At 63.9% G+C, this 23,568-nt stretch carries 17 protein-coding genes and 2 riboswitches; of the genes, 6 read left to right on the top strand and 11 right to left on the bottom strand.

All coding sequences use genetic code 11. From position 1 onward, the window contains the following. Window positions 1–2 precede the first annotated feature (2 nt). Window positions 3–1,394 carry a sensor histidine kinase gene (locus ACWBU6_RS17800; protein ID WP_452644744.1) on the bottom strand — a complete coding sequence of 464 codons (1,392 nt, stop codon included), beginning with the start codon at window positions 1,392–1,394 and terminating at the stop codon, window positions 3–5. Continuing rightward, window positions 1,391–2,062, bottom strand: a complete 672-nt coding sequence (locus ACWBU6_RS17805) for a response regulator (RefSeq protein ID WP_452644745.1) — start codon at window positions 2,060–2,062, stop codon at window positions 1,391–1,393. The genes ACWBU6_RS17800 and ACWBU6_RS17805 overlap by 4 nt, the downstream gene beginning before the upstream one ends. Before the next feature lie 110 nt (window positions 2,063–2,172). On the opposite strand from ACWBU6_RS17805, the gene ACWBU6_RS17810 reads away from it, so the two are divergent. Then, on the top strand, window positions 2,173–2,940 hold the full coding sequence (locus ACWBU6_RS17810) for a MipA/OmpV family protein (RefSeq protein ID WP_452644746.1): 768 nt from the start codon (window positions 2,173–2,175) through the stop codon (window positions 2,938–2,940). A 7-nt stretch (window positions 2,941–2,947) separates the two neighbouring features. Here ACWBU6_RS17810 and ACWBU6_RS17815 read toward each other — a convergent pair whose 3' ends face one another. From ACWBU6_RS17815 to smc, 7 genes are all read right to left on the bottom strand, one after another. Then, a complete protein-coding gene (locus ACWBU6_RS17815) occupies window positions 2,948–3,769 on the bottom strand; it encodes an aldo/keto reductase (RefSeq protein ID WP_452644747.1) in 822 nt (273 codons plus the stop codon). A 23-nt stretch (window positions 3,770–3,792) separates the two neighbouring features. Then, entirely contained in the window at window positions 3,793–5,778 is a 1,986-nt protein-coding gene (locus tag ACWBU6_RS17820) for an OPT family oligopeptide transporter (RefSeq protein ID WP_452644748.1), read from the bottom strand. 76 nt (window positions 5,779–5,854) lie between these two features. Continuing rightward, window positions 5,855–6,391 carry a peptide deformylase gene (def, locus tag ACWBU6_RS17825; protein ID WP_452644749.1) on the bottom strand — a complete coding sequence of 179 codons (537 nt, stop codon included), beginning with the start codon at window positions 6,389–6,391 and terminating at the stop codon, window positions 5,855–5,857. Further along, window positions 6,388–7,275, bottom strand: coding sequence for a UTP--glucose-1-phosphate uridylyltransferase GalU (galU, locus tag ACWBU6_RS17830; RefSeq protein ID WP_452644750.1), 888 nt, complete (start codon window positions 7,273–7,275; stop codon window positions 6,388–6,390). The genes def and galU overlap by 4 nt, the downstream gene beginning before the upstream one ends. After that, complete coding sequence (ligA, locus tag ACWBU6_RS17835) at window positions 7,272–9,635, bottom strand: NAD-dependent DNA ligase LigA (RefSeq protein WP_452644751.1); 2,364 nt, start codon at window positions 9,633–9,635, stop codon at window positions 7,272–7,274. Before ligA ends, galU begins: the two co-directional genes overlap by 4 nt. Window positions 9,636–9,653: 18 nt before the next feature. Continuing rightward, on the bottom strand, window positions 9,654–10,778 hold the full coding sequence (locus tag ACWBU6_RS17840) for a cell division protein ZipA C-terminal FtsZ-binding domain-containing protein (protein ID WP_452644752.1): 1,125 nt from the start codon (window positions 10,776–10,778) through the stop codon (window positions 9,654–9,656). Between the two features lie 14 nt (window positions 10,779–10,792). Beyond that, entirely contained in the window at window positions 10,793–14,326 is a 3,534-nt protein-coding gene (gene smc, locus ACWBU6_RS17845) for a chromosome segregation protein SMC (protein WP_452644753.1), read from the bottom strand. A gap of 79 nt (window positions 14,327–14,405) precedes the next feature. On the opposite strand from smc, the gene ACWBU6_RS17850 reads away from it, so the two are divergent. Next, complete coding sequence (locus tag ACWBU6_RS17850; protein ID WP_452644754.1) at window positions 14,406–14,876, top strand: low molecular weight protein-tyrosine-phosphatase; 471 nt, start codon at window positions 14,406–14,408, stop codon at window positions 14,874–14,876. Here the strand turns inward: ACWBU6_RS17850 and ACWBU6_RS17855 are convergent. After that, a complete protein-coding gene (locus tag ACWBU6_RS17855; protein ID WP_452644755.1) occupies window positions 14,873–17,704 on the bottom strand; it encodes a DUF1631 family protein in 2,832 nt (943 codons plus the stop codon). The two genes, ACWBU6_RS17850 and ACWBU6_RS17855, sit on opposite strands and share 4 nt — an antisense overlap. Before the next feature lie 226 nt (window positions 17,705–17,930). On the opposite strand from ACWBU6_RS17855, the gene ACWBU6_RS17860 reads away from it, so the two are divergent. Then, the gene (locus tag ACWBU6_RS17860; RefSeq protein ID WP_452644756.1) at window positions 17,931–18,098 is read left to right on the top strand and encodes a hypothetical protein; all 168 of its coding nucleotides are present in this window, start codon (window positions 17,931–17,933) and stop codon (window positions 18,096–18,098) included. A gap of 67 nt (window positions 18,099–18,165) precedes the next feature. Here ACWBU6_RS17860 and ACWBU6_RS17865 read toward each other — a convergent pair whose 3' ends face one another. Next, window positions 18,166–18,726 (bottom strand): ATP-dependent Clp protease proteolytic subunit, encoded by a 561-nt coding sequence (locus ACWBU6_RS17865; protein WP_452644757.1) that lies wholly within the window; start codon window positions 18,724–18,726, stop codon window positions 18,166–18,168. A gap of 99 nt (window positions 18,727–18,825) precedes the next feature. Continuing rightward, window positions 18,826–18,911: riboswitch (glycine riboswitch) on the top strand. Window positions 18,912–18,917: 6 nt separating this feature from the next. Continuing rightward, window positions 18,918–19,022, top strand: a riboswitch (glycine riboswitch). Window positions 19,023–19,071: 49 nt separating this feature from the next. On the opposite strand from ACWBU6_RS17865, the gene gcvT reads away from it, so the two are divergent. From gcvT to gcvP, 3 genes are all read left to right on the top strand, one after another. Continuing rightward, window positions 19,072–20,190, top strand: coding sequence for a glycine cleavage system aminomethyltransferase GcvT (gene gcvT / locus ACWBU6_RS17870; protein WP_452644758.1), 1,119 nt, complete (start codon window positions 19,072–19,074; stop codon window positions 20,188–20,190). A gap of 49 nt (window positions 20,191–20,239) precedes the next feature. After that, window positions 20,240–20,620, top strand: coding sequence for a glycine cleavage system protein GcvH (gcvH, locus tag ACWBU6_RS17875; RefSeq protein ID WP_426335924.1), 381 nt, complete (start codon window positions 20,240–20,242; stop codon window positions 20,618–20,620). Between the two features lie 65 nt (window positions 20,621–20,685). Then, the gene (gene gcvP / locus ACWBU6_RS17880; RefSeq protein ID WP_452644759.1) at window positions 20,686–23,565 is read left to right on the top strand and encodes an aminomethyl-transferring glycine dehydrogenase; all 2,880 of its coding nucleotides are present in this window, start codon (window positions 20,686–20,688) and stop codon (window positions 23,563–23,565) included. Window positions 23,566–23,568: the final 3 nt, after the last annotated feature.

Genomic DNA, 23,568 nt, shown 5'->3' on the forward strand with positions numbered 1-23,568 from the left:
CCTTAGCCGGCAAGCGGCAGGCACACCGTCACACACAAACCCATGCTGCCGGCGGCATCCAGCGCGATGCTGCCGCCGTGCTGGCGTGCCACGGCCAGTGCGATCGCCAGGCCCAGGCCACTGCCCGAATGGGCTTGCGCCTGGCGCGGATCGCGGAAAAAGCGGTCAAACACGCGCTCGCGCAATTCCGGCGCAATGCCAGGTCCCTGGTCGGAAATGCGCAGCACGGCGCAACCATCGGCGCGCCGCACGTCCGCCATGACCTTGCCGCGCTGCGGGCTGTACTTGATGGCGTTATCCAGCAGGTTGTCGACCAGCGACACCAGTCCTTCCCTGCGTCCGTTCAGGTAGAGCCCATCGTCGCCACTCATCTCCAGCTCAACATCCTGGGCGTCGGCAATGCCGGCCAGCGCTGCCATCCGCTCCTGCACCAGCGCATCAAAGCAGACCTGCTCTTCCTGGTCGCAGCCCGTCGCATCACTGCGCATCAGGCGCAACAGCTGGCTGACCAGTCGTGTGGCGCGCGCATTGCCGCTGACGATGCCGTCGAGGAGTTCCTGCTGGCGCGGATCGCCGGCCTGCCGCTGCAAGGCTTCCACGTTCACGCGCATGGCGGCCAACGGCGTACGCAGCTCGTGCGCGGCGTCTGCGATAAAGGCACGCTCGCGTTCCGCACTGTCGCTGACCCGCGCCAGCAAGGCATTGATCCGGCTGAACATGGCGACCAACTCGCGCGGGCGTCCATCGACGGGCAAGGGGCGCAAGTCCTGCGGGCCGCGCGTCGCCAGATCCGCCATGGCCCTGGTCCATGGGCCCTGGGCCAGGCGAATCGACAGCCAGGCCGGCAAGATCAGGAAAGGAAAGCTGATCAACAAGGGCAGCAAAAGCGTGCCGCGCGAGGCCAGCCTTAAGAAAATGTTGACGCCATCGGCAGGCATGATGCTGGTGATGCGCACGTACGAGCGCGGCGACCGCACCGTGCGCGCGCGCCATGTGCTGCCGCCGCTTTCAAACAGCGGGAGCTCGCCGGGCGCAGCGGCTTTTGCCCCCGCCGGCACCTCAACCGAGCGGTACAGGATGCCTTCGCTGTTTTCGACGATGAAGCTGGGGCCAGGAAAGGCGGCAATGTCGACGCCAGCCATCTCGCGCAGCGCCACTTCCACTTTGCGTATCGACTCCCGCATCTTCGCCGGTTCGGCCAGCTGGTTCTCTGCGACCGTGAAAATGGCGTCGTAGGTCGATTCAAGCTCCAGCGTGACCTTATCCCGGGTTGCGTCATGCACCACGTATAGCAGCGCAAGAAGCCACAGCAGGCACAGGACGAACATCTGCGCCACCAGCAGGCGCGCCACCATGCTGTGCGCTGCGAGCCGTTGCCAACACCTGCGGATCACCGGCCCGCCTCGCGCTGGTCGATCACATAGCCGACCCCGCGCACGGTGCGTATCAGGCCTTCCCCCACCTTGCGGCGCAGGTTGGCCATATGAACGTCCAATGAATTGCTGGCGTTCGCCTGCGCACCCGGCAAGGCCTGCTCCTCCAGGCTGCGCCTGGTCACCACGCGGTCGGCACGCATCATCAGGATGCGCAGCAGTTCGTATTCGCTGCCGGTCAGGTCGGCCAGGCGCCCATTGACGGTAACGCGCCGCGTCGGCGCATGCAGCGCGATGCCGCGCAACTCCAGCGTTTCGCCGTCAAATCCATAGCTGCGGCGAGCCAGCGCGCGTACCCGCGACAGCAACTCCGCCAGTTCGAACGGTTTGACCAGGTAGTCGTCGGCGCCGGTATCCAGGCCAAGCAGGCGCTCCGACAATGCGTCCCGCGCACTAAGGATCAGGATCGGCACGCCCTCCCGCCCCCGCCGCAGGCTGGCCACCAGGCTCATACCGTCGCCGTCCGGCAGCCCCAGGTCCAGCAACAGCAGGTCGAAGCCACGCTGCTCGATCTGGCGCTGCGCATCGGCCAGCTGGCGTACCCAGGTCACTTCCATTCCCTGGTCGGTCAACGCAATGCGGATGCCGTTACCAAGGTCCATATCGTCTTCAATCAGAAGGATCTTCATGCCCGCCATTCTAAACACAGCCAGCTGAAGGAATCATGAAGACGCGCTTTATCCATTCTTCATGGAGCGCTGGGAAACTGCCGCCTCCATCACTTTTTTCAAAACAAGTCATGAAATTTTCAGTCTCGGTTTTCATTCTCGCCTGCTGCGCCAATGTGTATGCACAGGAGAACACGCTTACACTCGGTGGCGGCCTGGCCGCGGTTCCGCGCTACGCGGGCTCGGAGCAAATGCAGCTCGCGCCCGTCATCGTCATCGACTACCAGATGGCCAACGGCCTTTATGCCAGCAGCATGCGCGGCCTGGGTTACGGCACCGCGCTGGGCGCCCTTTCGCTCGATGCCGCGCTGGGCGTGCGCGGGGAGCGCCTTGAAAAGAACGAGTCCAGCGCTATCGGCAGCCGAGGCAGCAGCGAATTGCGGGGTATGGGCGACATCAAGGCCAGCGCCACGGCCAACCTGCGCGCCGGTTACAGCATCGTGCCGGGGCTGGTACTGGGCGCCAGCGCTTCGCTGCCCCTATCGCATAAGGAGAACGGCAAAACCGCCGGATTGGCGATCACCGGCGTGCTGCACGAAGACAAGAGCGACAAAGTCGCCCTGTCCCTGGGCGCGAACTTTGCCGATCAAAAGTATATGCAGACCTACCACGGCGTAACCGCGTCACAGGCCTTGCGCACGGGTCACAAACCGTTCTCGCCCAAGGCGGGCATGTACGAAGCGGTCCTCAATTTCGCCTGGGAGCACCGGGTCGATCCGCGCTGGACCCTCACCGGCATGCTGGGTTCAAGCACTCTGGTGCGCGAAGCGGCGCGTAGCCCGATCACGCGGCGCAATACGGCCCCTACGGCGGCCTTCTACGCCAGCTATCGCTACTAGGGCGCGGTCAGAGGATGTCCAGCGGGGTTGCACGCCGTGGCGGCGCGAAGGACTTGTCCAGCCGGGCCAGGTCTTCCTGGTCCAGCCTCAGCGTCATGGCCGCCGCGTTGGCGCGCACGTGCCCGTCGCTGGACGCTTTCGGGATCGGCATCACGCCGTCCTGCCGCAGCAGCCATGCCAGCGCGATCTGCGCAGGCGTCGCCTGGTGCCGCGCAGCGACGGCCTGCAGCGCCGGTTCGGCCAGCAAACGTTCCTGCTCCTTGCGGCTGGACTCCAGCGGCGAGTACGCCATCAGCAGGATGCCCCGCTCCTGGCACCAGGGCAGCAAATCCCATTCGATGCCGCGGCGGCGCAGGTTGTACAGGACCTGGTTGGCTTCGATCGCATCGCCGCCGGCCAGTGCGGTGGCGGCCTTCATTTGCGCCAGGTCGAAGTTGCTGACGCCGAATTCGTGGATCTTGCCGGCCTGTTTCAATGCGACCAGTCCTTCCAGCGTTTCGGCAAACGGTACGCTGCCCTGCCAATGCAGCAGGTACAGGTCGATGTGATCGACCTTCATGCGCTTCAGGCTGTTCTCACAGGCCGCCACCACGCCTTTGCGCGATGCATTCTGCGGCAGCACTTTGCTGACCAGGTAAGCCTCGCTGCGGCGGCCGGAAATCGCTTCCCCCACCACCTTCTCGGCGCCGCCGTCGGCGTACATTTCCGCCGTATCGATCACCGTCATGCCGAGGTCCAGCCCAAGCTGCAGGGCCCGTACTTCCGCCGCCTTGTCGGCAGCACGCTCGCCCATATTCCACGTGCCCTGCCCGATTCGAGATAGCGTCATGGCTACACTCCGAAAGTGTTGCGTCAAGCCTCGATGGCGCTGGCCGATTTCGCCGACCAGCGATACAGTCCCACTACAACGGATGCAGCCACTGCCAGCGCGATCAGCATCGTGGTCGCCTCGCTCATGCTGTTGGCGATGGCCAGCGGTTCACCCTTATTGGTCAGTACGATCAGGCCCGCCAGCGCCACGTTGAACAGGCTTTCTCCGACGATGAAGCCGGACATCACCAGCACGCCAAGGCGGGAAGCCGCTTCGCCATGCTTCCTGCCGCGCACCGCTTTTTCGAAGAAGTAGCCGGCGATTGCGCCCACCACCACCGGCGAGGTCACCGCCGAGGGCAGGTAGATCGCCAGGCCGACGCCTAGCGGCGCGCAGCTGTATTTGCGGTTGCTGGATTTTTTCAGGATGAAGTCGATTGCTACAAGCGCCAGGCCGATCAGGGCGCCATAGCCGATCAGGTCCCATTTCAGGTCGCCGCCGATCACGCCTTTGGCCAGCGTGGAAATCAGGGTCGCCTGAGGAGCGGCCAGCGGCTGGTCGGAAATGGCGTTCGCGTTGGGCGCGCCGGCAAACCCGTTGGCATGGTTCAGCAGTTCCAGCACCGGTGGCACCACGCAGGAGCCTGCGAACACGCCGATGATCAGGGCGACCTGCTGCTTCCATGGGGTTGCGCCGACCAGTTGGCCGGTCTTCAGGTCCTGCAGGTTGTCGTTACCGATCACGGCGACAGCCAGCACCACGGTAGTGACGAACAGTGCGTAAGCGATCAGCGCCTGCGCGGTATCCGGGCCCATGATTTCGCGGCCCACCCAGCCCACGGTCGTTGCTGCGCCGAGGATGGACAGGATGGCCAGGCCCGATACCGGCGAATTGGAAGAACCGATCAGGCCGGCCATGTAGCCGCAAACCGCCGCAGCCAGCATGCCGGCAATGAGGATATAGCCAATGCCAACGGCCACCAGCGGGGTCGAAATGGAGGACAGCGGGCCACCGGACAGGAAAGACGACAGCAGCCAGCCGGCGGGCACCATCGACAGCAGGGTTACCAGGCCGACGATGAAGAGCGGCAGATCCTTGTCCTCACGCGGCACGTCGGCGCCGCCAGACTTGGCGCGGCGCGCAGCTTCCATGGCCGACTTCAGGCCGCCCACCACCGGCTTGGCCAGGGTCGCCAGCGTCACGATGGCGGCGGCGCCAATGGTGCCGGCGCCGATCATGCGCACCTGGGTACTCCAGATGCCCAGCGCGTGGTCGGCCAGCGAAGCGCCGGGAGCGGCCGGGTTGGCCATGGTCAGCACGGGCACCAGGACGCCCCATGCAATCACCAGGCCCACCAGCATGGCCATGCCGACCGCGATCCCCATCAGGTGGCCTGCGCCCACCAGGGCCAGCGAGCTCGATGCACCGAGGCCGGTGGCGCCGTTGCCGAACTTGACGAAATGCGCCACTTCAGCGGCGACCAGCTTGGCTGCGCCGAGGAAGGCGAAGATGGCGGAAGCCACCGCGCCCCAGATCACCGCCCACAGGCCTGCCTTGCCTTCCTGCGCGCCGGCGCGCGACTGGGTGCCGACTTTCAGCACTTCCGCCGCGGCCACGCCTTCCGGGTATGGCAGGCTGGACTGCGACACCAGTGCGCGGCGCAGCGGCATGGTGTACATCACGCCCAGCACGCCGCCAATGGCGCAGGCGCCGAAGGTCGGCCAGAATGGAATCTTGGCCCACCAGCCGATCATCAGCAGGCCAGGCAGCACGAAAATCACCGAAGCCAGCGTCCCTGCTGCCGAAGCGATGGTCTGCACGATATTGTTTTCCTGGATCGTCGCATCCTTGAATGCGCTGAGCAGGGCCATGGAGATCACGGCGGCGGGAATCGAGGTGGCGAAGGTCAGGCCGACCTTCAGGCCAAGATAGACCTGGGCGGCAGTGAAGACCAGGGTAATGAGGATGCCGAGGGCGATGCCGCGGACACTGAATTCGAGCGGGTTATTCTGCGACTGGTTGCTCATCTGGGTAATCCGTTGTGTTGATAAGAATACAAAGTGGCCGGGATATTACGCCAGATTCGCGGCGCCGCCAAACAAATCAGTCGTCGTCGCCGGGATCGAGGTCGGGGAACAACACCGATGTAAAGCCGAACTTGGAGAAGTCGCGGATCCGTGCTGGATAGAGGATGCCCAGCAAATGGTCCACCTCATGCTGCACCACGCGGGCATGGAAGCCGTCCGCATCGCGCACGATGCGCTCGCCGAACTGGTCGTAGCCCTCGTAATGCAGGCGGGTATAGCGCGGCACGCTGCCGCGCAGGCCCGGCACCGACAGGCAGCCTTCGAAGCCCTCCTCCATCTCGTCGCCGAGCGGCGTCAAGACGGGGTTGATCAGCACCGTTTCCGGCACTTGCGGCGCGTCGGGATAGCGCGCATTGGCTTTGAAACCGTAGATCACCAGTTGCAGGTTGACGCCGATCTGCGGCGCGGCCAGGCCGGCGCCATTGGCCGCGTGCATGGTGTCGAACATGTCGACGATCAGGGCATGCAGCTCCTTGCTATTGAATTCGCGCACCGGCTCGGCCACGCGCAGCAGCCTTGGGTCGCCCATCTTCAGGATTTCACGCACTGTCACTTGGAGCCCTCCAGTTGCTTCAGGAATTCACGCAGGCCAGCACCGGTCTCGCCATGGCGCAGTCCCATGGCGACGGTAGCCTTCAGGTAACCAAGCTTCGAGCCACAGTCGTAACGGTCGCCGTCATACCGGTAAGCCAGGACGCGCTCTTCCTTGAGCATTGCCGCGATCGCGTCGGTGAGCTGGATTTCGCCTCCGGCGCCGGCGCCGACACGCTCCAGGTGGTCGAAAATGCGGTTGGTCAGCACATAGCGCCCCACCACGGCCAGCGTGCTCGGGGCGGCCTCCGGTTCGGGCTTCTCGACGATTCCCGACACCATTTCCAGCTTGTCGACAAAGGGCTGCGCACTCACAATGCCGTACTGGCGGGTGTCAGCCCGGGGCACATCCTGCACCGCCAGCAGGCTGACGCACTCTTGCTCGAAGCATTGCGTCATCTGGGCCAGCACCGGCTTGTGGCCATTCGCATCCATGAAGTCATCGGCCAGCAGTACGGCAAATGGTTCATCTCCCACAATCGGACGGGCGCATAACACGGCATGGCCCAGGCCAAGGGGTTCGGCCTGGCGCGTGTAAATGCATGTGACGTTGGGCGGCAGGACGCCGCGTACCACATCCAGCAATTTTTCCTTGCCGCTGGCCTCCAGCTCCGACTCGAGCTCGTAAGCCTTGTCGAAATGGTCCTCGATTGCGCGCTTGTTGCGGCCAGTGACGAAGACCAGTTCCGTGATGCCGGCAGCCACCGCCTCCTCCACCGCGTACTGGATCAGTGGCTTGTCGACGATGGGCAGCATTTCCTTTGGCTGGGCTTTGGTGGCAGGCAGGAAACGGCTGCCCAGGCCGGCGACCGGGAACACCGCCTTGCGGATGCGGCGCGCCATCATTGACCTAACAGGGCCAGCAGGCCCGCCTCGTCAAGAATCGTCACGCCCAGTTCTTCGGCCTTGGCCAGCTTGCTGCCGGCCTCCGCGCCGGCGACAACGTAGGAGGTTTTCTTCGACACCGAACCGGACACCTTGCCGCCGGCGGCTTCGATCAGGGCTTGGGCCTGGTCGCGGCTCATGGTGGGCAGCGTGCCGGTCAGGACGAAGGTCTTGCCGCTCATGGCGCCTTCCGCCTCGGCTACTTGCGGCAGTTGTGCCAGCAATTGCTCGCGCAGTTCGTGCAGGGCAACCAGCGAGTCGCGGTTGGCCTGCTCGCGCATCCACCCTTCCAGCGCCTCCGCCACGTTGGCCGGCAGGCCGAAGACGTTGAAGACAGGCAGGTGCGCCAGTGCCAGCAGGGTGGCGCCCGGCTTGACCTGGTCGACCTGCTCGGCAAGCTGTTTGGCGCGCGGCTCGGTCAGCTTCGGGATGCCGATTGCCGCCAGCAGCGCGACCGTTTCCAGCTTCTCGCGCAGCGCGGCTTTGGGCGCATGCTCGCCTTTCGCCGCCACGCCGGCGGCCAGCAAGGCGTCCAGTGCCTGCTGGTTGCGCTCTTCGGCGAAGAAGTCGGCAATCGATTCGGCCACCGTGCTGCCAATATCCGGCAACACGCGCAGCACCGCCACCGGCGCCTTGCGGATCAGTTCCAGCTTGCCCAGCCAGTCGGCCAGCGTCTTGGCCGTCGATTCGCCGACGTGGCGAATGCCCAGCGCGAACAACAGGCGCTCGAGCGGCGGATTCTTGCTCGCTGCAATGGCGTCCAGCAGGTTTTCAGCCCACTTGGTCGGGACTTTGCCCTGGGCCACGGTTTCCGGCGTGCTGCCGTCACGTTCGTCGGCCAGGCGCTTCATCTTCAGCAGGTCTTCCAGCGACAGGCGGTACAGGTCCGCCACGCCGTGCACCAGGTTGCACTCGACCAGGTTGTCGATATAGCGGTCGCCCAGGCCTTCGATATCCATCATGCGGCGGCCGCAGAAGTGGCGAATCGCCTCCTTGCGCTGGGCGGAGCAGAACAGGCCGCCGGAACAGCGCGCCACGGCTTCATCAGCCGCGCGCAGCACGTGGGAACCGCACACCGGGCATTGCGCCGGCAGCGTCCACATCGCAGGCTCCGGCATCGGGCGCTTGTCCAGCACCACCGAGAGCACTTCCGGGATCACATCGCCCGCGCGGCGCACGATCACCGTATCGCCTACGCGCACGTCCTTGCGGCGCACTTCGTCCTCGTTGTGCAAGGTGGCGTTGGTGACAGTGACCCCGCCGACAAAGACCGGCGCCAGGCGCGCCACCGGCGTAATGGCGCCGGTACGGCCAACCTGCACTTCGATCGCCTGCACGGTGGTCAGCGCTTCTTCGGCCGGGAATTTGTGGGCCAGCGCGAAGCGCGGCGCACGCGACACGAAGCCCAGGGCACGCTGGTCCTCGAAGCGGTTGGTCTTGTACACCACGCCATCGATCTCGTAAGGCAGCGATGGCCGGGCCTTCCCGATGCGTTCGTAGTAGCCCAGCAAGCCATCCTTGCCGCGCACGACGTCGCGCTCGGCGCACACCGGCAGTCCCAGGTCGGCATACCAGTCCAGCAGCGCGCTGTGCGTGGCCGGCAGGTCGGCGCCAGTCAGCTCGCCGATGCCGTAAGCATAGAAGCTGAGCTTGCGCTGGGCCGTGATGCGCGAATCGAGCTGGCGCAGGGCTCCGGCGGCGGCATTGCGCGGGTTGACGAATTCCTTCTGGCCAAGTTCCCGCTGGCGCGCATTCAGGGCGGCGAAATCGGCCTTGAACATCAGCACTTCGCCGCGTACTTCCAGCACCGGCGGCGGCGCATCGGTCTTCAGCCGCAGCGGGATCCCTTTGATGGTGCGGATATTGGCGGTGACGTCCTCGCCCGTGTAGCCGTCGCCGCGCGTTGCGGCTTGCACGAAGACGCCGTCTTCATAGCGCAAGTTGATTGCCAGGCCGTCGAACTTGACTTCCGTGGCGAATTCGACCGCTTGTACCGCGTCGAGGCCTTCGCGCACGCGGCGGTCGAAGTTCTCGATATCCTCCTCGTTGAAGCCGTTGTTGAGCGACAGCATCGGCACCGCGTGCGTCACGGCGGCGAATTCCGCCAGCGGCGGCGCGCCAACGCGCAGGGTGGGCGAATCGGGCGCCTGCAACTCGGGGTGGGCCGCTTCGATGGTCTGCAGTTCAACGAACAGCTTGTCGTACTCGGCGTCCGGAATGGTCGGCGCATCGAGCACGTGATAGGCGTGCAGGTGGCGGTTCAGTTCCGCGGCCAGCCAGGCTGCGCGTTCGGCAGGGTTTGTATGTTGGGTGTCGCTCATGCTCAGTTACCCGGTGAATTAGCTGAACAGGCGCAGTGCGCGGGTGGAACCGGCCGGGATATCCGATGCCGCCATGTCGTCGTAGAACTCCCTGACCTGGCCTGCGATGCTGGCCAGGGTTTCGTCGGCCAGCGGCTGGTTGGCATCGTCGACGATGGTCGCGTCCAGGCGCGCCATCAGGTTCTTGGCGCAGCCGATCATCGAGCCGAAGCCGTCGCGTGCGGGTGCGACGCAAGGCACGTCCAGCAACAGCGTCAGGCGCGAAGTGGTTTCTTCGGCCAGCGTCACATTGGTCGACAGGGAGAACAGGTAACCGCCCTCGCCGTCCGGCATTGCATAACGGCCGTCGGGACGCACGTCGAAGCCAAGTTTTTCCAGCGCGCCCAGCAAGGTCGCGATATTCCACGGCGCGCCGTTGGAAGCGAGGTTGACGCCCAGTTGCGCGTCGTGGTTGGCGACGAAGCGATGCAGGTTCTTCGCATCCTGCATCACCTCGATCATGTCGGGGATTTGCGGCTCGGCGCCGATTTCATCGGATACGCTGCGCAGGCGGCTCACCAGCTCGGAGTATTCCAGTTCGTTCAAAGCGGTGCTGCGGCTGGCCAGCTGCACGCCGCCTTGCAGCCTGGTGTAGACCACGCCATGGCGCACCGGTTCCCAGTCGCCGCTCACGGCCAGGCCGATGAAGTGGATGGGCTTGTTGCCCACAAAGCGCAGCTTCTGCAAGGCCGGCAGCAGCTTTTCGCCGCGCGCGGGGGCTTCCAGCTCCAGCGGCAGCAGACAATCGATCAGCGGGTCGACCAGGCAGGTGGCCAGTTCTTCCGCAGGCACGCCGGCATCGGCCGTACGCACCGGCAGCGGCGTTTCATTGCTGTCAGGCGCAATGCTCGGCGCCGCCATATTGCCGACATGGCCGCCGGCGTGTTCCGGCACGCCATAGGCGCCGGAACCGGCATCTGGCATCGGCACGTCATCGAGGTGGAAACGCGGCTCGGCACGCACGCCGCCATCGGTGCGCATCAGGACATCGTCATGCTGGCCGTCGAAGGCGCGCTCAACGCGCTTTTTCAGCTTGTACTCCTGCCACTTGTTGTAGCTAATGACGCCAACGACGAACACGCCGCCGGCGGCAATCAAACTCATTTGAAAATCTGTAATCATGCGGCTTGAGCCTCTGTAGCAAATGATGCGGCGGATTCCATGTCCACCGCCACGATGCGCGACACGCCTTGTTCCTGCATCGTCACACCGATCAGTTGATTGGCCATCTCCATCGCAATCTTGTTGTGCGAAATGAAGAGGAATTGGGTCTGTTCGGACATGCGCTTGACCATGCGGCAGAAGCGCTCGGTATTGGCATCGTCCAACGGCGCGTCCACCTCGTCCAGGAGGCAGAATGGCGCGGGATTCAAACGGAACATCGAGAACACCAGCGCCGTTGCAGTCAGCGCTTTTTCGCCGCCGGACAGCAGGTGGATGGTGGCGTTCTTCTTGCCTGGCGGTTGCGCCATGACCTGCACGCCGGAGTCGAGGATTTCCTCGCCGGTCATGATCAGCTTTGCCTGGCCGCCGCCGAACAGGATCGGGAACAGCTCGGAGAAGCTCTGGTTGACGCGGTCGAAGGTGTCCTGCAGCAGGTCGCGCGTTTCCTTGTCGATCTTGGTGATCGCATCTTCCAGCGTTGCAATCGCTTCATTGAGGTCGCGGTTTTGCGCGTCCAGGAAGTTCTTGCGTTCCGACGCCGTGGCCAGTTCGTCCAGCGCGGCCAGGTTGACGGCGCCCAGCGCGGCGATGGCGTTGGTCAGGCGCGTCACCTCGCCCTGCAGGTAGGACGCCTTCATGTCAGGGTGCAGCTTCTCGGCCAGCGCCGCTTCGTCTGCCTGCACCTCGGCCAGCTGCTGCGCGAACTGCTCCTGGTTCAGGCGAGCGGCCTGCTCCTTCAACTGCATTTCGGTGATCCTGTCGCGCTGCGGCTGCAGGCTGCGCTCCGATTGCATGCGCGAGTCTTCGAACTGGCGCAGTTGCTGGGTGATCTGGTCGAGCTCATGGCGGGCGTCGGCCAGCGCGCGTTCCTGCTGCGTGCGGCGGTCCAGCAGGTCCTGCAAGCCCTCGTTGGCGGTCCCCGCTTCCAGGCCTTCCAGTTCCAGTTTGCCCGCTTGCAGGCTTTCCGTTACTTGCGCCACCTGCGCGGTGGCGGTGGCGATGCTGCGGCGCAGTTCATCGATGCGGTTGCGGCCCGACTTTTCGGCGAATTGCGCCTCCTGCGCCTTGCGTTCCAGCTCGCGCAGCGCTTCGCGGGCGTCAGCTAAGCGCTGCTCCTTGTGCATGAAAGCGGTCTGGCCGTCCTCATGCTCGCCTTGCAGGTTGCCCAGCTCCATGTCGAGCTGCTCGAACTTCTCTTCGGATTCGAGTTTGACCTGCATCTGCTCTTCCTCCTGCGCGGCGATTTCGGCCAGGTCGCTCTCGATCTGGTTGCTGCGCTGGTTGAAGCGGGCTTCGATTTCGGACAGCTTGACCACTTCCAGCTGCAAGGTATGCACGCTGGCAGTCAGGCTTTGCACCTTGGCGCGCAGCTCTGTCAGCAGCCGGCTATGGTTGCCCAGCGCAGCGTCGGCGCGCACGGCCCTGCCGCGCGCCTCTTCGGCCAGCATCGATTGCGCGCGCAGCTGCTTGGAGATGTTGTCGATCTCGTGTTGGCGGCCCAGCATGCCGGCTTGCTCGTCGTCTGCGGCGTAGAAACGCACCGACGACTGCGTGATGATGTGGCCCTGCTTCGTTACAAAGCAGCCGCCGGCCGGCAAGGTGGCGCGCGCCGCGAATGCGCTGGCGTTGTCGTCTGCCAGGAAGACGTTGTGCAGCCAGTCCTGCAGCACGCCGCGCAGGCCAGGATCATTCAGTTTCAGCAAATCGAGGAACGGACGCAGCGCAGCGCCAGCCGGCGCTGCCGCGCCTGAGCTGCCGGCAACGGCGGGCGCGTACAAAGCCAGCTTGGCCGGCGGTGCATCGCTGAAGAAGTGCTTGGCCCATTCGATATTGGAAACCTGCAGCGCCGAAGTGCGTTCGCGCAGCACAGCTTCCAGCGCAGTCTCCCAGCCCTCTTCGATGTCGAGCTTCTGCCACAGGCGCGGCAGCTCGTTCAGTTCATGCTTTTGCAGCCATGGCGTGATTTTGCCTTCGGTCTGCACGCGCTCCTGGAGCTGGCGCAGCGCATTCAGGCGCGCTTCCAGCTGGTGGGTCGCGGCGGACTCGGACTGCACGGCAGCCTGCGCGGCCTGGCGCTCTTCCTCGAGCTTGGGCTGCTGCTCCAGCGCATCCTCGAGCATCATGTTCTGCTCTTCCAGCGACTGCTGCTTTTCTTCGAGCTGCATCTTCAGGTTCGACAGGTGCGAGGAATCGGGCATCGCCAGCCCGCCCTTCTCCTGCTGCAGGCGCTCCTTGCGCATCGCCAGGCCGGCCAGGATGTTGGAGGCATTGCGCTGGTGCGCCGATTCGAGCTCCAGCTGCTGCTGCGCCTGCATGATGCGGGCGCGCGACTCGCTGCTCCTGGTTTGCGCCTCGCGCCACTCCTGCTCCAATACCGGCAGCAATTCGCCCTTCTGTTCCGCCAGCATGCGTGCTTGCTCCACGCGCGCCGACAATTCCTCCAGGGTGATTTCCGCCTCGGCGACCTGGCCGCTGTATTCTTCCGCCTGTTGCGCCCACTGGTCGCGCTGCGAGGTCAGGGTGCCTAGCTGCTGCTGCAAACGGGTGCGCGACTCGATCACGAACTTGATCTGTGCTTCCAGGCTGCCGATTTCGGCATTGGTCTGGTACAGGTGGCCCTGCGCCTGGTGCAGGCGGTCGCCGACAGCGAAGTGCGCCTGGCGCATCTGCTCCAGTGTCAACTCCACATTGCGCAGCTTTGCGGTCTGTTCCTCGAGGTCGTTCTGCGCCTGTTCCATCTCGCGGAAGCACTTCGCCTGTTCGGCCTGCGCCTCGTTCTTGCGCAGCAGCCAAAGCAGCTTCTGCTTTTCCTCCTGGTCGGACTGGAGCTGGTGGAACTTGGTCGCCACTGCCGCCTGGCCTTCCAGCTTCTCCAGGTTGTTATTCAGCTCGCGCAGGATGTCTTCGACGCGCAGCAGGTTTTCGCGCGTGTCGTGCAGGCGGTTTTCCGTCTCGCGGCGGCGTTCCTTGTACTTTGATACACCGGCCGCCTCTTCCAGGAACACGCGCAGTTCTTCCGGGCGCGACTCGATGATGCGCGAGATCATGCCCTGGCCGATAATCGCATATGCGCGCGGCCCAAGGCCGGTACCGAGGAAAATATCCGTGATATCGCGCCGGCGCACGGGCTGGCCGTTGATGTAATAGGTAGAGGTGCCGTCGCGCGTAAGCGTGCGCTTGACCGCGATTTCGGCGTACTGGCCCCATTGGCCGGACGCCTTGCCCTCGTTGTTGTCGAACACCAGCTCCACGGAAGCCCGGCCGGCGGGCTTGCGATGGGTGGAACCGTTGAAAATCACGTCCTGCATCGACTCGCCGCGCAGCTCGGACGCCTTCGATTCGCCCAGCACCCAGCGCACTGCGTCGATAATATTGGACTTGCCGCAACCGTTTGGACCAACCACGCCGACCAGCTGTCCGGGTACCTGGAAATTGGTGGGATCGACGAACGACTTAAATCCCGACAATTTAATGGAAGATAGACGCACGTTTTATCTGTACTTCGCCCGCTGGGACGTGTTAAAAAAGTGGCTAATCATACCATTATCCCTGTATAGCAAGAACAAAATGAAGACCAGAACCGCCATCCTGTTTGTATGCATGGGTAACATTTGTCGCTCACCGACCGCGGAGGGTGTATTCCGGGCCCGCGCCCAGGCCGCCGGCCTCGATTTGCACATCGATTCGGCCGGCACCCACGCATACCATATTGGCAACCCGCCCGACCCGCGCTCGGCCAGCCATGCCGCCGCCCGCGGCTATGACCTGAGCACCCAGCGCGCCCGCAAGGTGGCCGCCGAAGACTTCGAACGCTTCGATTACGTGCTGGCGATGGACCACGACAACCTGGAATTGCTGCTGCGCGCCTGCCCTGCGCAACACCGCCACAAGGTCAGGCTGCTCATGGAATACGCCTCGCGCTCCGGTTCGGACGTGGTGCCCGACCCGTACTACGGCGGCGCCAATGGCTTCAATACGGTGCTGGACTACATAGAGGACGCTTCGGACGGCCTGCTGGCCGTCCTGCGCAAGACTTAAGCGGAGGTGCCGTTGGCAGGCAGGTCGTGGTGGTCGTCGTTGACAGCCGCGACGCCGCCCATTGCCACCGACAGCGCGGCCGCCACCACCCCCTCGGTGCGGATCAGGCGCACAGTCCCCTTGCGGAACTGATCGGCCATCGCCTCGCCGGTGATCGAGAACGCTTCCTGGCGCCCCGTGGTCGAGAAGATATACAGCGTCTTCAGAGGACTGATCCAGGCCAATTTGACTTTGCGCTGGCTGCCGTCTTCCTGGTCGAATTCCAGCCACATGCCGCGCGTCAGGCTGTCCACTTCGATACTGGCGTCGTCGTCCGGCGGCGGCGCCTCCTCGGCCCTCACTTCGGCCACGGCCTGCAGCTGCATGCGGCGCTCGGCATCCCTCTTCGCCACTTCCATGGCGATCTCGACCTGCCGCTCAGGCGACATCTCTAGCGGCGCACGCACGATCGAGGCGTGGCACTCGGCCAGCTCGGCGAAGAACTGCAGGCGGTCCGGCTCCTGCCACTTGATGACGTCCAGCCATTTGTTCAGCGTGGACAGCAAGGTAGGCAGCTTGGCAATCAGCTTCTTGCGCTCGTCCTGGGTGATTTTTGGACGTACGCTCCAGATCAGGTCATCCATGGTCTGGGTGGCGTTGTTCACCGCGCCGGGCTTCTCGCCTTCTACGCTATAGGCGATGGTCAGCACCGACACCCATTTGTTTTCCAGGAAGGCTTCCACGATGGCCACCACTTCGCCGGTGCCGATGCGCAGTGCCACGGCATCCTTGGCCGACTTGGCGGCCACCGACATCTTTTCCTGCTTCAGCGCTTTGGCGATCGGCTCCGCCATGGCGGCAGCCGCCGCTGCCTCCTCCGCCTTGATGGAAGCTTCCAGCTCGTTCACCGCTTCGGTGAAGACGGTCAGTTCTTCCTGGTGGTCCTGGCTGACCTTTTCCACGCTGCGCTGCATGGCCTTGTACAGCGGATCATCAGGGTCCTTGTGCTGCTCCCAGCCCATGCGCGACAGCAGGTCGATCATGCGGCGTGCAGGGTGCGCCTCCTGGAAGAAGAAGTTCTTGTCGACCAGCGCGGCCTTCAGCACAGGAATCTGCAGGAAGCGAATCAGGTCGCGAATCTCAGGCGAAATGCTCTGGTCGCGGAACACGGTGTCGAACACCGCCGACAGCAGGTCAATCGTCCCTTCGTCGGCGCGCGTCAGGCTGCCCGCTGGCGCCTGCTCCTTGATCTGCGGCAGGAGGAAGACATTGCCCATCGAGCCACCGCCCGCAGCAAATCCCGGTGCCGGCATCGCGCCGCCGCCAGCCTGTACGGGACCTGCGGCGAAACCGGGTGCCAGTCCAACGCCCATGCCAGGCGCCGGCATGGCGACGCTGTCGGCAGTGGCGAACACGGCACCTGCCGGTACGCCGCGCTGCAACTGCGCCAGGAAATTCATCAGCGGCTCCTTGGCGCTCAACAGGGAGGCGCGCTGGGCCGCCTCATTGTTGGCGCCACCGTGGAAGCCCTGCGCCGGCCCCTGCACCCAGCCGCCTGCCGGCACGGCCACGCCGCCCTGCACGCCCGGCACTGCAACGCCAGACAGCATTGCGCCCGTGGCAGCAGCCGGTGCCACGACGCCACCGCTTTCCAGGGGCATGCCCGCCATTGCGGTACCAACTGCCATCGGCATGCCGCCGCCGGACACTACGCCGCCGGCAGGAATGACCATGCCGCCCATGGCCGGGACGCCGGGCACGCCGGCCATCATTGGCGCGCCGCCCGCTGCAACGCCAGGCATCATGCCAACGCCGCCGGCCATCGTCATCCCGGGCGCAGCGCCAGCCGCAAATCCTGGTGCCGGCATCGCCTGTCCCGGCGCCGCCATTGGCGCCGCCCCCATGCCCGGCGCGGCAACGCCAGGTGCCGCGGCAGCGCCGGAATCCGCCGTATGCGCCGGCGCGCCATACAGCCCCGGCGTGACACTCAAGGTAGGCAGCGAAAGATCGAGGTCGCCTAATTGCTCAAAGCCGCTCGGAGCTGGCTTGCCGCCGCCGGGCGCATCGCCCGCGCCCGAGAAGAACTGGCGCAATTGCTCCGCCAGCGCGGCTTGCTGGTTTTTCTTGCGCGAAGGCGCTTGCGACGCGTCGTGCGAATCGGCGCGGCGCGTCTTGTGCTTTTCGACCGAGCCTGGCCCCACGCCCTTGCGCTCGAGGGCGGAACTCAGCTCCTCGAGCATGGCGCCGAAATCGAAGAATCCCTCCGGACGCAGGAAAGGATTGATCAGATCATGCGCCTCATCATCCTTGATGAAGTCGATCCACGCCTGCTGGAACGCACCCAGGAACACCTCCGGACGGAAAGGATTCTGGTTGATGCGCAGGATATCGCGGTCCAGCAGGAACGCCAGGCGCACATTGAGCGTAGCGAGGCCATCGGCGTACTTGACTTCAAAGGCCTTGCTGAAACTGCCCAAAGTGACCTTGGTGTCCATTTCTTCCATGGATACCAGGGACAGCGACTCTGCCATCTTGCGCACTGGCGCCTTCTGGCCAGGTGCCAGTTGCGCAATTTCCAGGCGCAGGTCGTTCTCAAGCTGTTTGGCGAAAATACCAAGGAAGGCGTAGTGATCGGTGCGCAGGCGGTTACCGGCACGCAAGCGCGCTTGCAAGGTTTTCACGTCGACAGCGTGGTCCGCATCGACCAGCTCGGCAGCCCAGTGGGTCGACAGCTCGACGAACTGTTCACTAATGTGCTTATTGACCAGACTTATCAGATTTTCCAGCAAGGCATGCCGCGGCGTAACCGCTTTTTTTGGCGCCGAAGAAGTTGGGTTTTCTGGAAGCATGGTCTGACCTGGCTTTGGTGGTTATTCACATTGTCGCAGATTCTTTCCGCCTGGCAATAGGTAAACCAAAAGAATCCGTAAATATTTACGGCAATGTGGTCAAACAGTTGAGTTTGCACCACAATGGTGCAAGGCTAAATCCTACACGCCAGTCAGTTGTATTCCGATTCACCTTTACTATTGCACAAAGCATGATGAAGTTCCGATCCTTCAGAAAGGAACTGTCATGAAATCCAGGCAAAAATCCAGCAAGCAAAGTTCGAGTTCGGGCACGCGCCAAAGCGCCGACCAGGGGTCGCGTTCGGGCGCACAGCCGGGCAGCCAGCAGTCCGATGCCGGCCGCCAGAGCAAGACCGACAAGAAGACCCCCGCCAGCCGTAGCGGCAATCGCTAAATGACCGGCGGCGCACGAAGGGCCCGGGAGCATGCTTCCGGGCCCTTGTCGCTGCGGCTGCGCCGCTTCAGATATTCGTTACGCGCTTGCCCTTGGGCGGCTTGAAGTCGGCCACTTCATTGACCAGGCCCACCTTGGCCGCATCCTGGGCCGTCAGGTGCAAGTCGGAATAGGCGTGGATATTCCAATGTTCATCCGTCAGTTGCACGTGCTTGCGCAGGATCGATTCGGTGCGGGCATCGTCAGCCTGCAAGCCCTCGACAATGATGCGCAGCGCATCGGGCCGCGCACCGTGCGGCGCGCTGGCGTGCGATTTGTGCACCATGAAACGCGCCGTCTCGCTGGCATAGCGCTCTTCGCCGGACAGGAACAGGATCACGGCAATCGAAGCCACCGCGCCGCCGTTGTAGGTAATGATCTTGATCGGCAAGTTGCGCAGGTAATTGTGCAGGCACAGGCCGTCGCTCACGTAGCCGCCGTTGGACTGGATCAGGATGTGGGCCTTTTCTATGCCGTCCTCGGTCATATCCGCCACCGCGTCGAACACGCGGTGCACCATATCGCTGTTCACGTCGCCGGACAGGGTGAACCAGGCCTCCGTATCGCGCTTTTGCTTTTCTTCGCTCATGGTCGCTCCACTCTGTAAATGGATGTCCGCTCATTCTAGCGCAGGCGCTCGCGAAAGGGCGTCAAGATTGACTTTATTGCCCTCCTGTCATATAGTCGCAAGTCTTGATCGGGAGAGACCAGCAGCGGCTGGCGCCGAAGGGGCATTACCCAGAAACTCTCAGGCAAAAGGACCGGACAAGGGCCCGCAAGGGCTAAAACTCTGGAGAGCGGCCCGCCAAGGCGCAGGGCCCACCGAAGGGGCGTGCGGGAATACCTTCCCGTTATCTCTCAGGTACCAAGGACAGAGGGGTAGGCGTATTCATGTTTACGTTTATTAACCCCTATTCTCTGCCCTGAGGTATCAATGACGCTCAAAGCAACCCCACTCAACAACGCTCATCGTGCCCTCGGCGCCCGCATGGTCGACTTCGGCGGCTGGGACATGCCGGTCAACTACGGCTCCCAGATCGAAGAGCACCATGCCGTGCGCACCGACGTCGGCATGTTCGACGTGGCCCATATGTGCGTGGTTGACATCAAGGGTGCCAACGTACGTTCCTTCCTGCGCGGCCTGGTCGCCAACAATGTCGACAAGCTGCGGGTATCGGGCAAGGCCCTGTACTCCTGCATGCTGACCCCGGAAGGCACTGTCATCGACGACCTGATCATCTACTTCATCAACGAAGAATGGTTCCGCCTGGTGGTCAACGCCGGCACCGCGGAAAAAGACATCGCGTGGATGAACAAGCAGAATGAAGCCACCGGCGCCGGCCTGGCCATCACCCAGCGCCGCGATGGCGCCAATGCTATGGCCCTGATCGCCGTGCAAGGCCCGAACGCCCGCGCCAAGGTATGGGAAGTGATCCCGCAAGCCAAGGAAGCGACCGCGGAAATGAAGCCCTTCAACGTGGCCCTGGTGCCAGGCACCGCCTTCGGCGAAGCCATGGTTGCCCGCACCGGCTACACCGGTGAAGACGGTTTCGAAATCGGCGTGGCGGCGGAACAGGCGGAAAAGCTGTGGAACGCCCTGAACGCAGCCGGCGTCAAGCCTGCTGGCCTGGGCGCGCGCGACACCCTGCGCCTGGAAGCGGGCATGAACCTGTACGGCCAGGACATGGACGAAACCGTGAACCCGCTCGACGCAGGCCTGGCATGGACCATCGACCTGGTCTCCGAGCGCGACTTCATCGGCAAGGCAGCGCTGCAAGCGAAAGGCCAGAACGCACAATTCGTCGGCCTGATCCTGCGCGAAAAAGGCGGCGTGCTGCGCGCCCACCAGAAAGTCATCGCCGCTTCCGGCGAAACCGGCGAGATCACTTCCGGCACCTTCTCCCCGACCATGCAGCAGGCGATCGCATTGGCGCGCGTGCCGATGGGCGTGAACGTGGGCGACACCGTGCACGTGGAGATCCGCGACAAGAAGCTGGCCGCCACCGTGGTGAAGCTGCCTTTCGTCCGTAACGGTAAAATCCTGGTTGCTTGAGCCAGAATTTGAGCAGAAACAAACAATAAACCTTAGCCTTGGAGCCAACATGAGCAACATTCCAGCAGACCTGAAGTACACCGAGTCCCACGAGTGGGTACGCGCTGAAGCGGACGGCACCGTGACCGTCGGCATCACCGAATTCGCGCAAGACGCCCTGGGCGACATCGTGTTCGTCGAGCTGCCAAAAGTAGGCGCATCGTTCACCGCCGGCGACGACGCCGCAGTGGTGGAGTCGGTGAAAGCCGCTTCCGACATCTACGCCCCGGTATCGGGCGAAGTGGTCGCCGTGAACGACGCCGTGGTCGGCGCACCTGAATCGATCAACGCCGACGCCTACGCGAACTGGCTGTTCAAGATCAAGCCTAGCGACGCCAACGCCATCAACGGCCTGCTGGACGCCGCTGCTTACGGCAACGTAGCGCACTAATTACTGCATTATCGGGCCCGCTGTGTGCGGGCCCTTTTCACATTCTGGCCAAGAGATTTCCCACCATGACCCGCACCAGCCTGACCCAACTTGAAGCCCGCGATGCATTCATCGCCCGCCACATCGGCCCGGAAGCCGCAGAACAGCAGCAAATGCTGGACGTGCTCGGCTACGCAAGCCGCGCCGCCCTGATCGACGCCATCGTCCCGCCAGGCATCCGCAACAAGAGCGCCCTGCCCCTGGGCCAATTCTTCCAGCCGCTGCCGGAAAACGAAGCGCTGGCCAAGCTGAAAGGCATCGCCTCCAAGAACAAGGTGCTGAAATCCCTGATCGGCCAGGGTTACTACAACGCCCACACCCCGGGCGTGATCCTGCGTAACATCTTCGAAAACCCAGCCTGGTACACCGCTTACACGCCGTACCAGCCAGAGATCTCCCAGGGCCGCCTGGAAGCGATCCTGAACTTCCAGCAGGTGCTGATCGACCTGACCGGCATGGCCATCGCCAACTCGTCCATGCTCGACGAAGGCACCGCCGCTGCCGAAGCCATGACCCTGATCCAGCGCGTCGGCAAGTCCAAGTCAAACACCTTCTACGTCGCCAACGACGTGCTGCCGCAAACCCTGGAAGTGGTGCAGACCCGCGCCGAACCGCTGGGCATCACCGTCAAGACCTTCGACCCGTCCGAGCTGGCCGGCGTGACTGACGCTTTCGGCGTGCTGCTGCAATACCCGGGCGTGAACGGCGTTGTGCGCGACTACCGCGCCGCCGTTGAAACCGTAAAGGCCAGCGGCGCCATGGTGATCGTTGCCGCCGACCTGCTGGCACTGACCATGCTGACGCCGCCGGGCGAATGGGGCGCCGACGTTGTCGTCGGCAACTCGCAGCGCTTCGGCGTACCGCTGGGCTTTGGCGGCCCGCACGCCGGCTACATGGCGACCCGCGACGAATACAAGCGCTCCATGCCAGGCCGCCTGGTTGGCGTAACCGTCGACCAGAACGGCAACAAGGCTTACCGCCTGGCCCTGCAAACCCGCGAACAGCACATCCGCCGCGAAAAGGCGACCTCCAACATCTGTACCGCACAGGTGCTGCTGGCCGTGATGGCGTCCATGTACGCCGTCTACCATGGTCCTAAAGGCCTGAAGCAGATCGCCGAACGCACCCACCGCTACACCGGTATCCTGGCCGCCAACCTGAAGTCCCTGGGTTACTCGGTCAACGAATCGTTCTTCGACACCCTGACCGTCGCCACCGACAAGGCTGACGCGCTGCACGCAGCCGCCGTTGCCGCCGGCATCAACCTGCGCAAGATCGACGCCAAGCACGTCGGCGTGTCGCTGGACGAAACTGTTGACCGCGACACCCTGGCGGCACTGTGGAACGTGTTCAGCGGCGGCAAGGCTGCGCCTGACTTCGACGCCGTTGAAGCAGCCGTCGACCGCAACTTCCCTGAAGCGCTGGTGCGTACTTCCGCCTACCTGGAGCATCCGACCTTCAACCGCTACCACAGCGAAACCGAAATGCTGCGCTACCTGCGTTCCCTGGCCGACAAGGACCTGGCGCTGGACCGCACCATGATCCCGCTGGGCTCCTGCACCATGAAGCTGAACGCCACCAGCGAAATGATTCCGGTGACCTGGCCGGAGTTTTCGTCGATCCACCCGTTCGCGCCAAACGACCAGACCGTCGGCTACCGCGAAATGATCGCCCAGCTGGAAGAGATGCTGTGCGCCGTGACCGGCTACGCCGCCGTTTCCCTGCAGCCTAACGCCGGTTCGCAAGGCGAATACGCAGGCCTGCTGGTGATCAAGAAGTACCATGAATCGCGCGGGGAAGGCCACCGCAACATCTGCCTGATCCCATCCTCGGCACACGGCACCAACCCTGCTTCCGCCGCCATGGTCGGCATGCAGGTGGTGGTGACCGCCTGCGACGACAAGGGCAACGTGGACCTGGCCGACCTGAAAGCCAAGGCCGAACAGCACTCCAAGAACCTGGCCTGCGTGATGGTGACCTACCCATCGACCCACGGCGTGTTCGAAGACGGCATCACCGAACTGTGCGAAATCATCCACGGCCACGGCGGCCAGGTGTACGTGGACGGCGCCAACATGAACGCACTGGTTGGCGTGGCCGGCCCAGGCGCGTTCGGCGGCGACGTATCGCACCTGAACCTGCACAAGACCTTCTGCATCCCGCACGGCGGTGGCGGCCCAGGCGTCGGCCCGATCGGCGTTGGCGCGCACCTGGCCAAGTTCCTGCCGAACCAGCGCTCCAACGGCTATGTGCGCAGCGAAGACGGCATCGGCTCGATCTCGGCAGCGCCGTTCGGCTCAGCATCGATCCTGCCGATCTCCTGGATGTATATCGCCATGATGGGCGGCGAAGGCCTGACCGCGGCAACCGAAACCGCGATCCTGAACGCCAACTACGTTGCGCGCCGCCTGGCGCCGCACTTCCCAGTGCTGTACTCGGGCCACGACGGCCTGGTTGCACACGAGTGCATCCTGGACCTGCGCCCACTGACCGACGCCACCGGCATCAGCAACGAAGACGTGGCCAAGCGCCTGATGGACTTCGGCTTCCACGCACCGACCATGAGCTTCCCTGTTCCAGGCACGCTGATGATCGAGCCGACCGAGTCCGAATCGAAGGTTGAACTGGACCGCTTCATCGACGCCATGATCGCCATCCGCGCCGAAATCGCTAAGGTGGAATCGGGCGAATTCGACAAGCTGGACAACCCGCTGAAATTCGCCCCGCACACGGCCGAAGTGCTGCTGGCCGACAAGTGGGGCCGCAAGTACAGCCGCGAAGTAGCAGCCTACCCGGTACCGTCGCTGCGCAAGCAGAAGTACTGGCCGCCAGTTGGCCGCGCCGACAACGTGTACGGCGACCGCAACCTGTTCTGCGCCTGCATTCCGGTCAGCGACTACGCATAACCG

The organism is Pseudoduganella sp. HUAS MS19, from assembly GCF_053615455.1.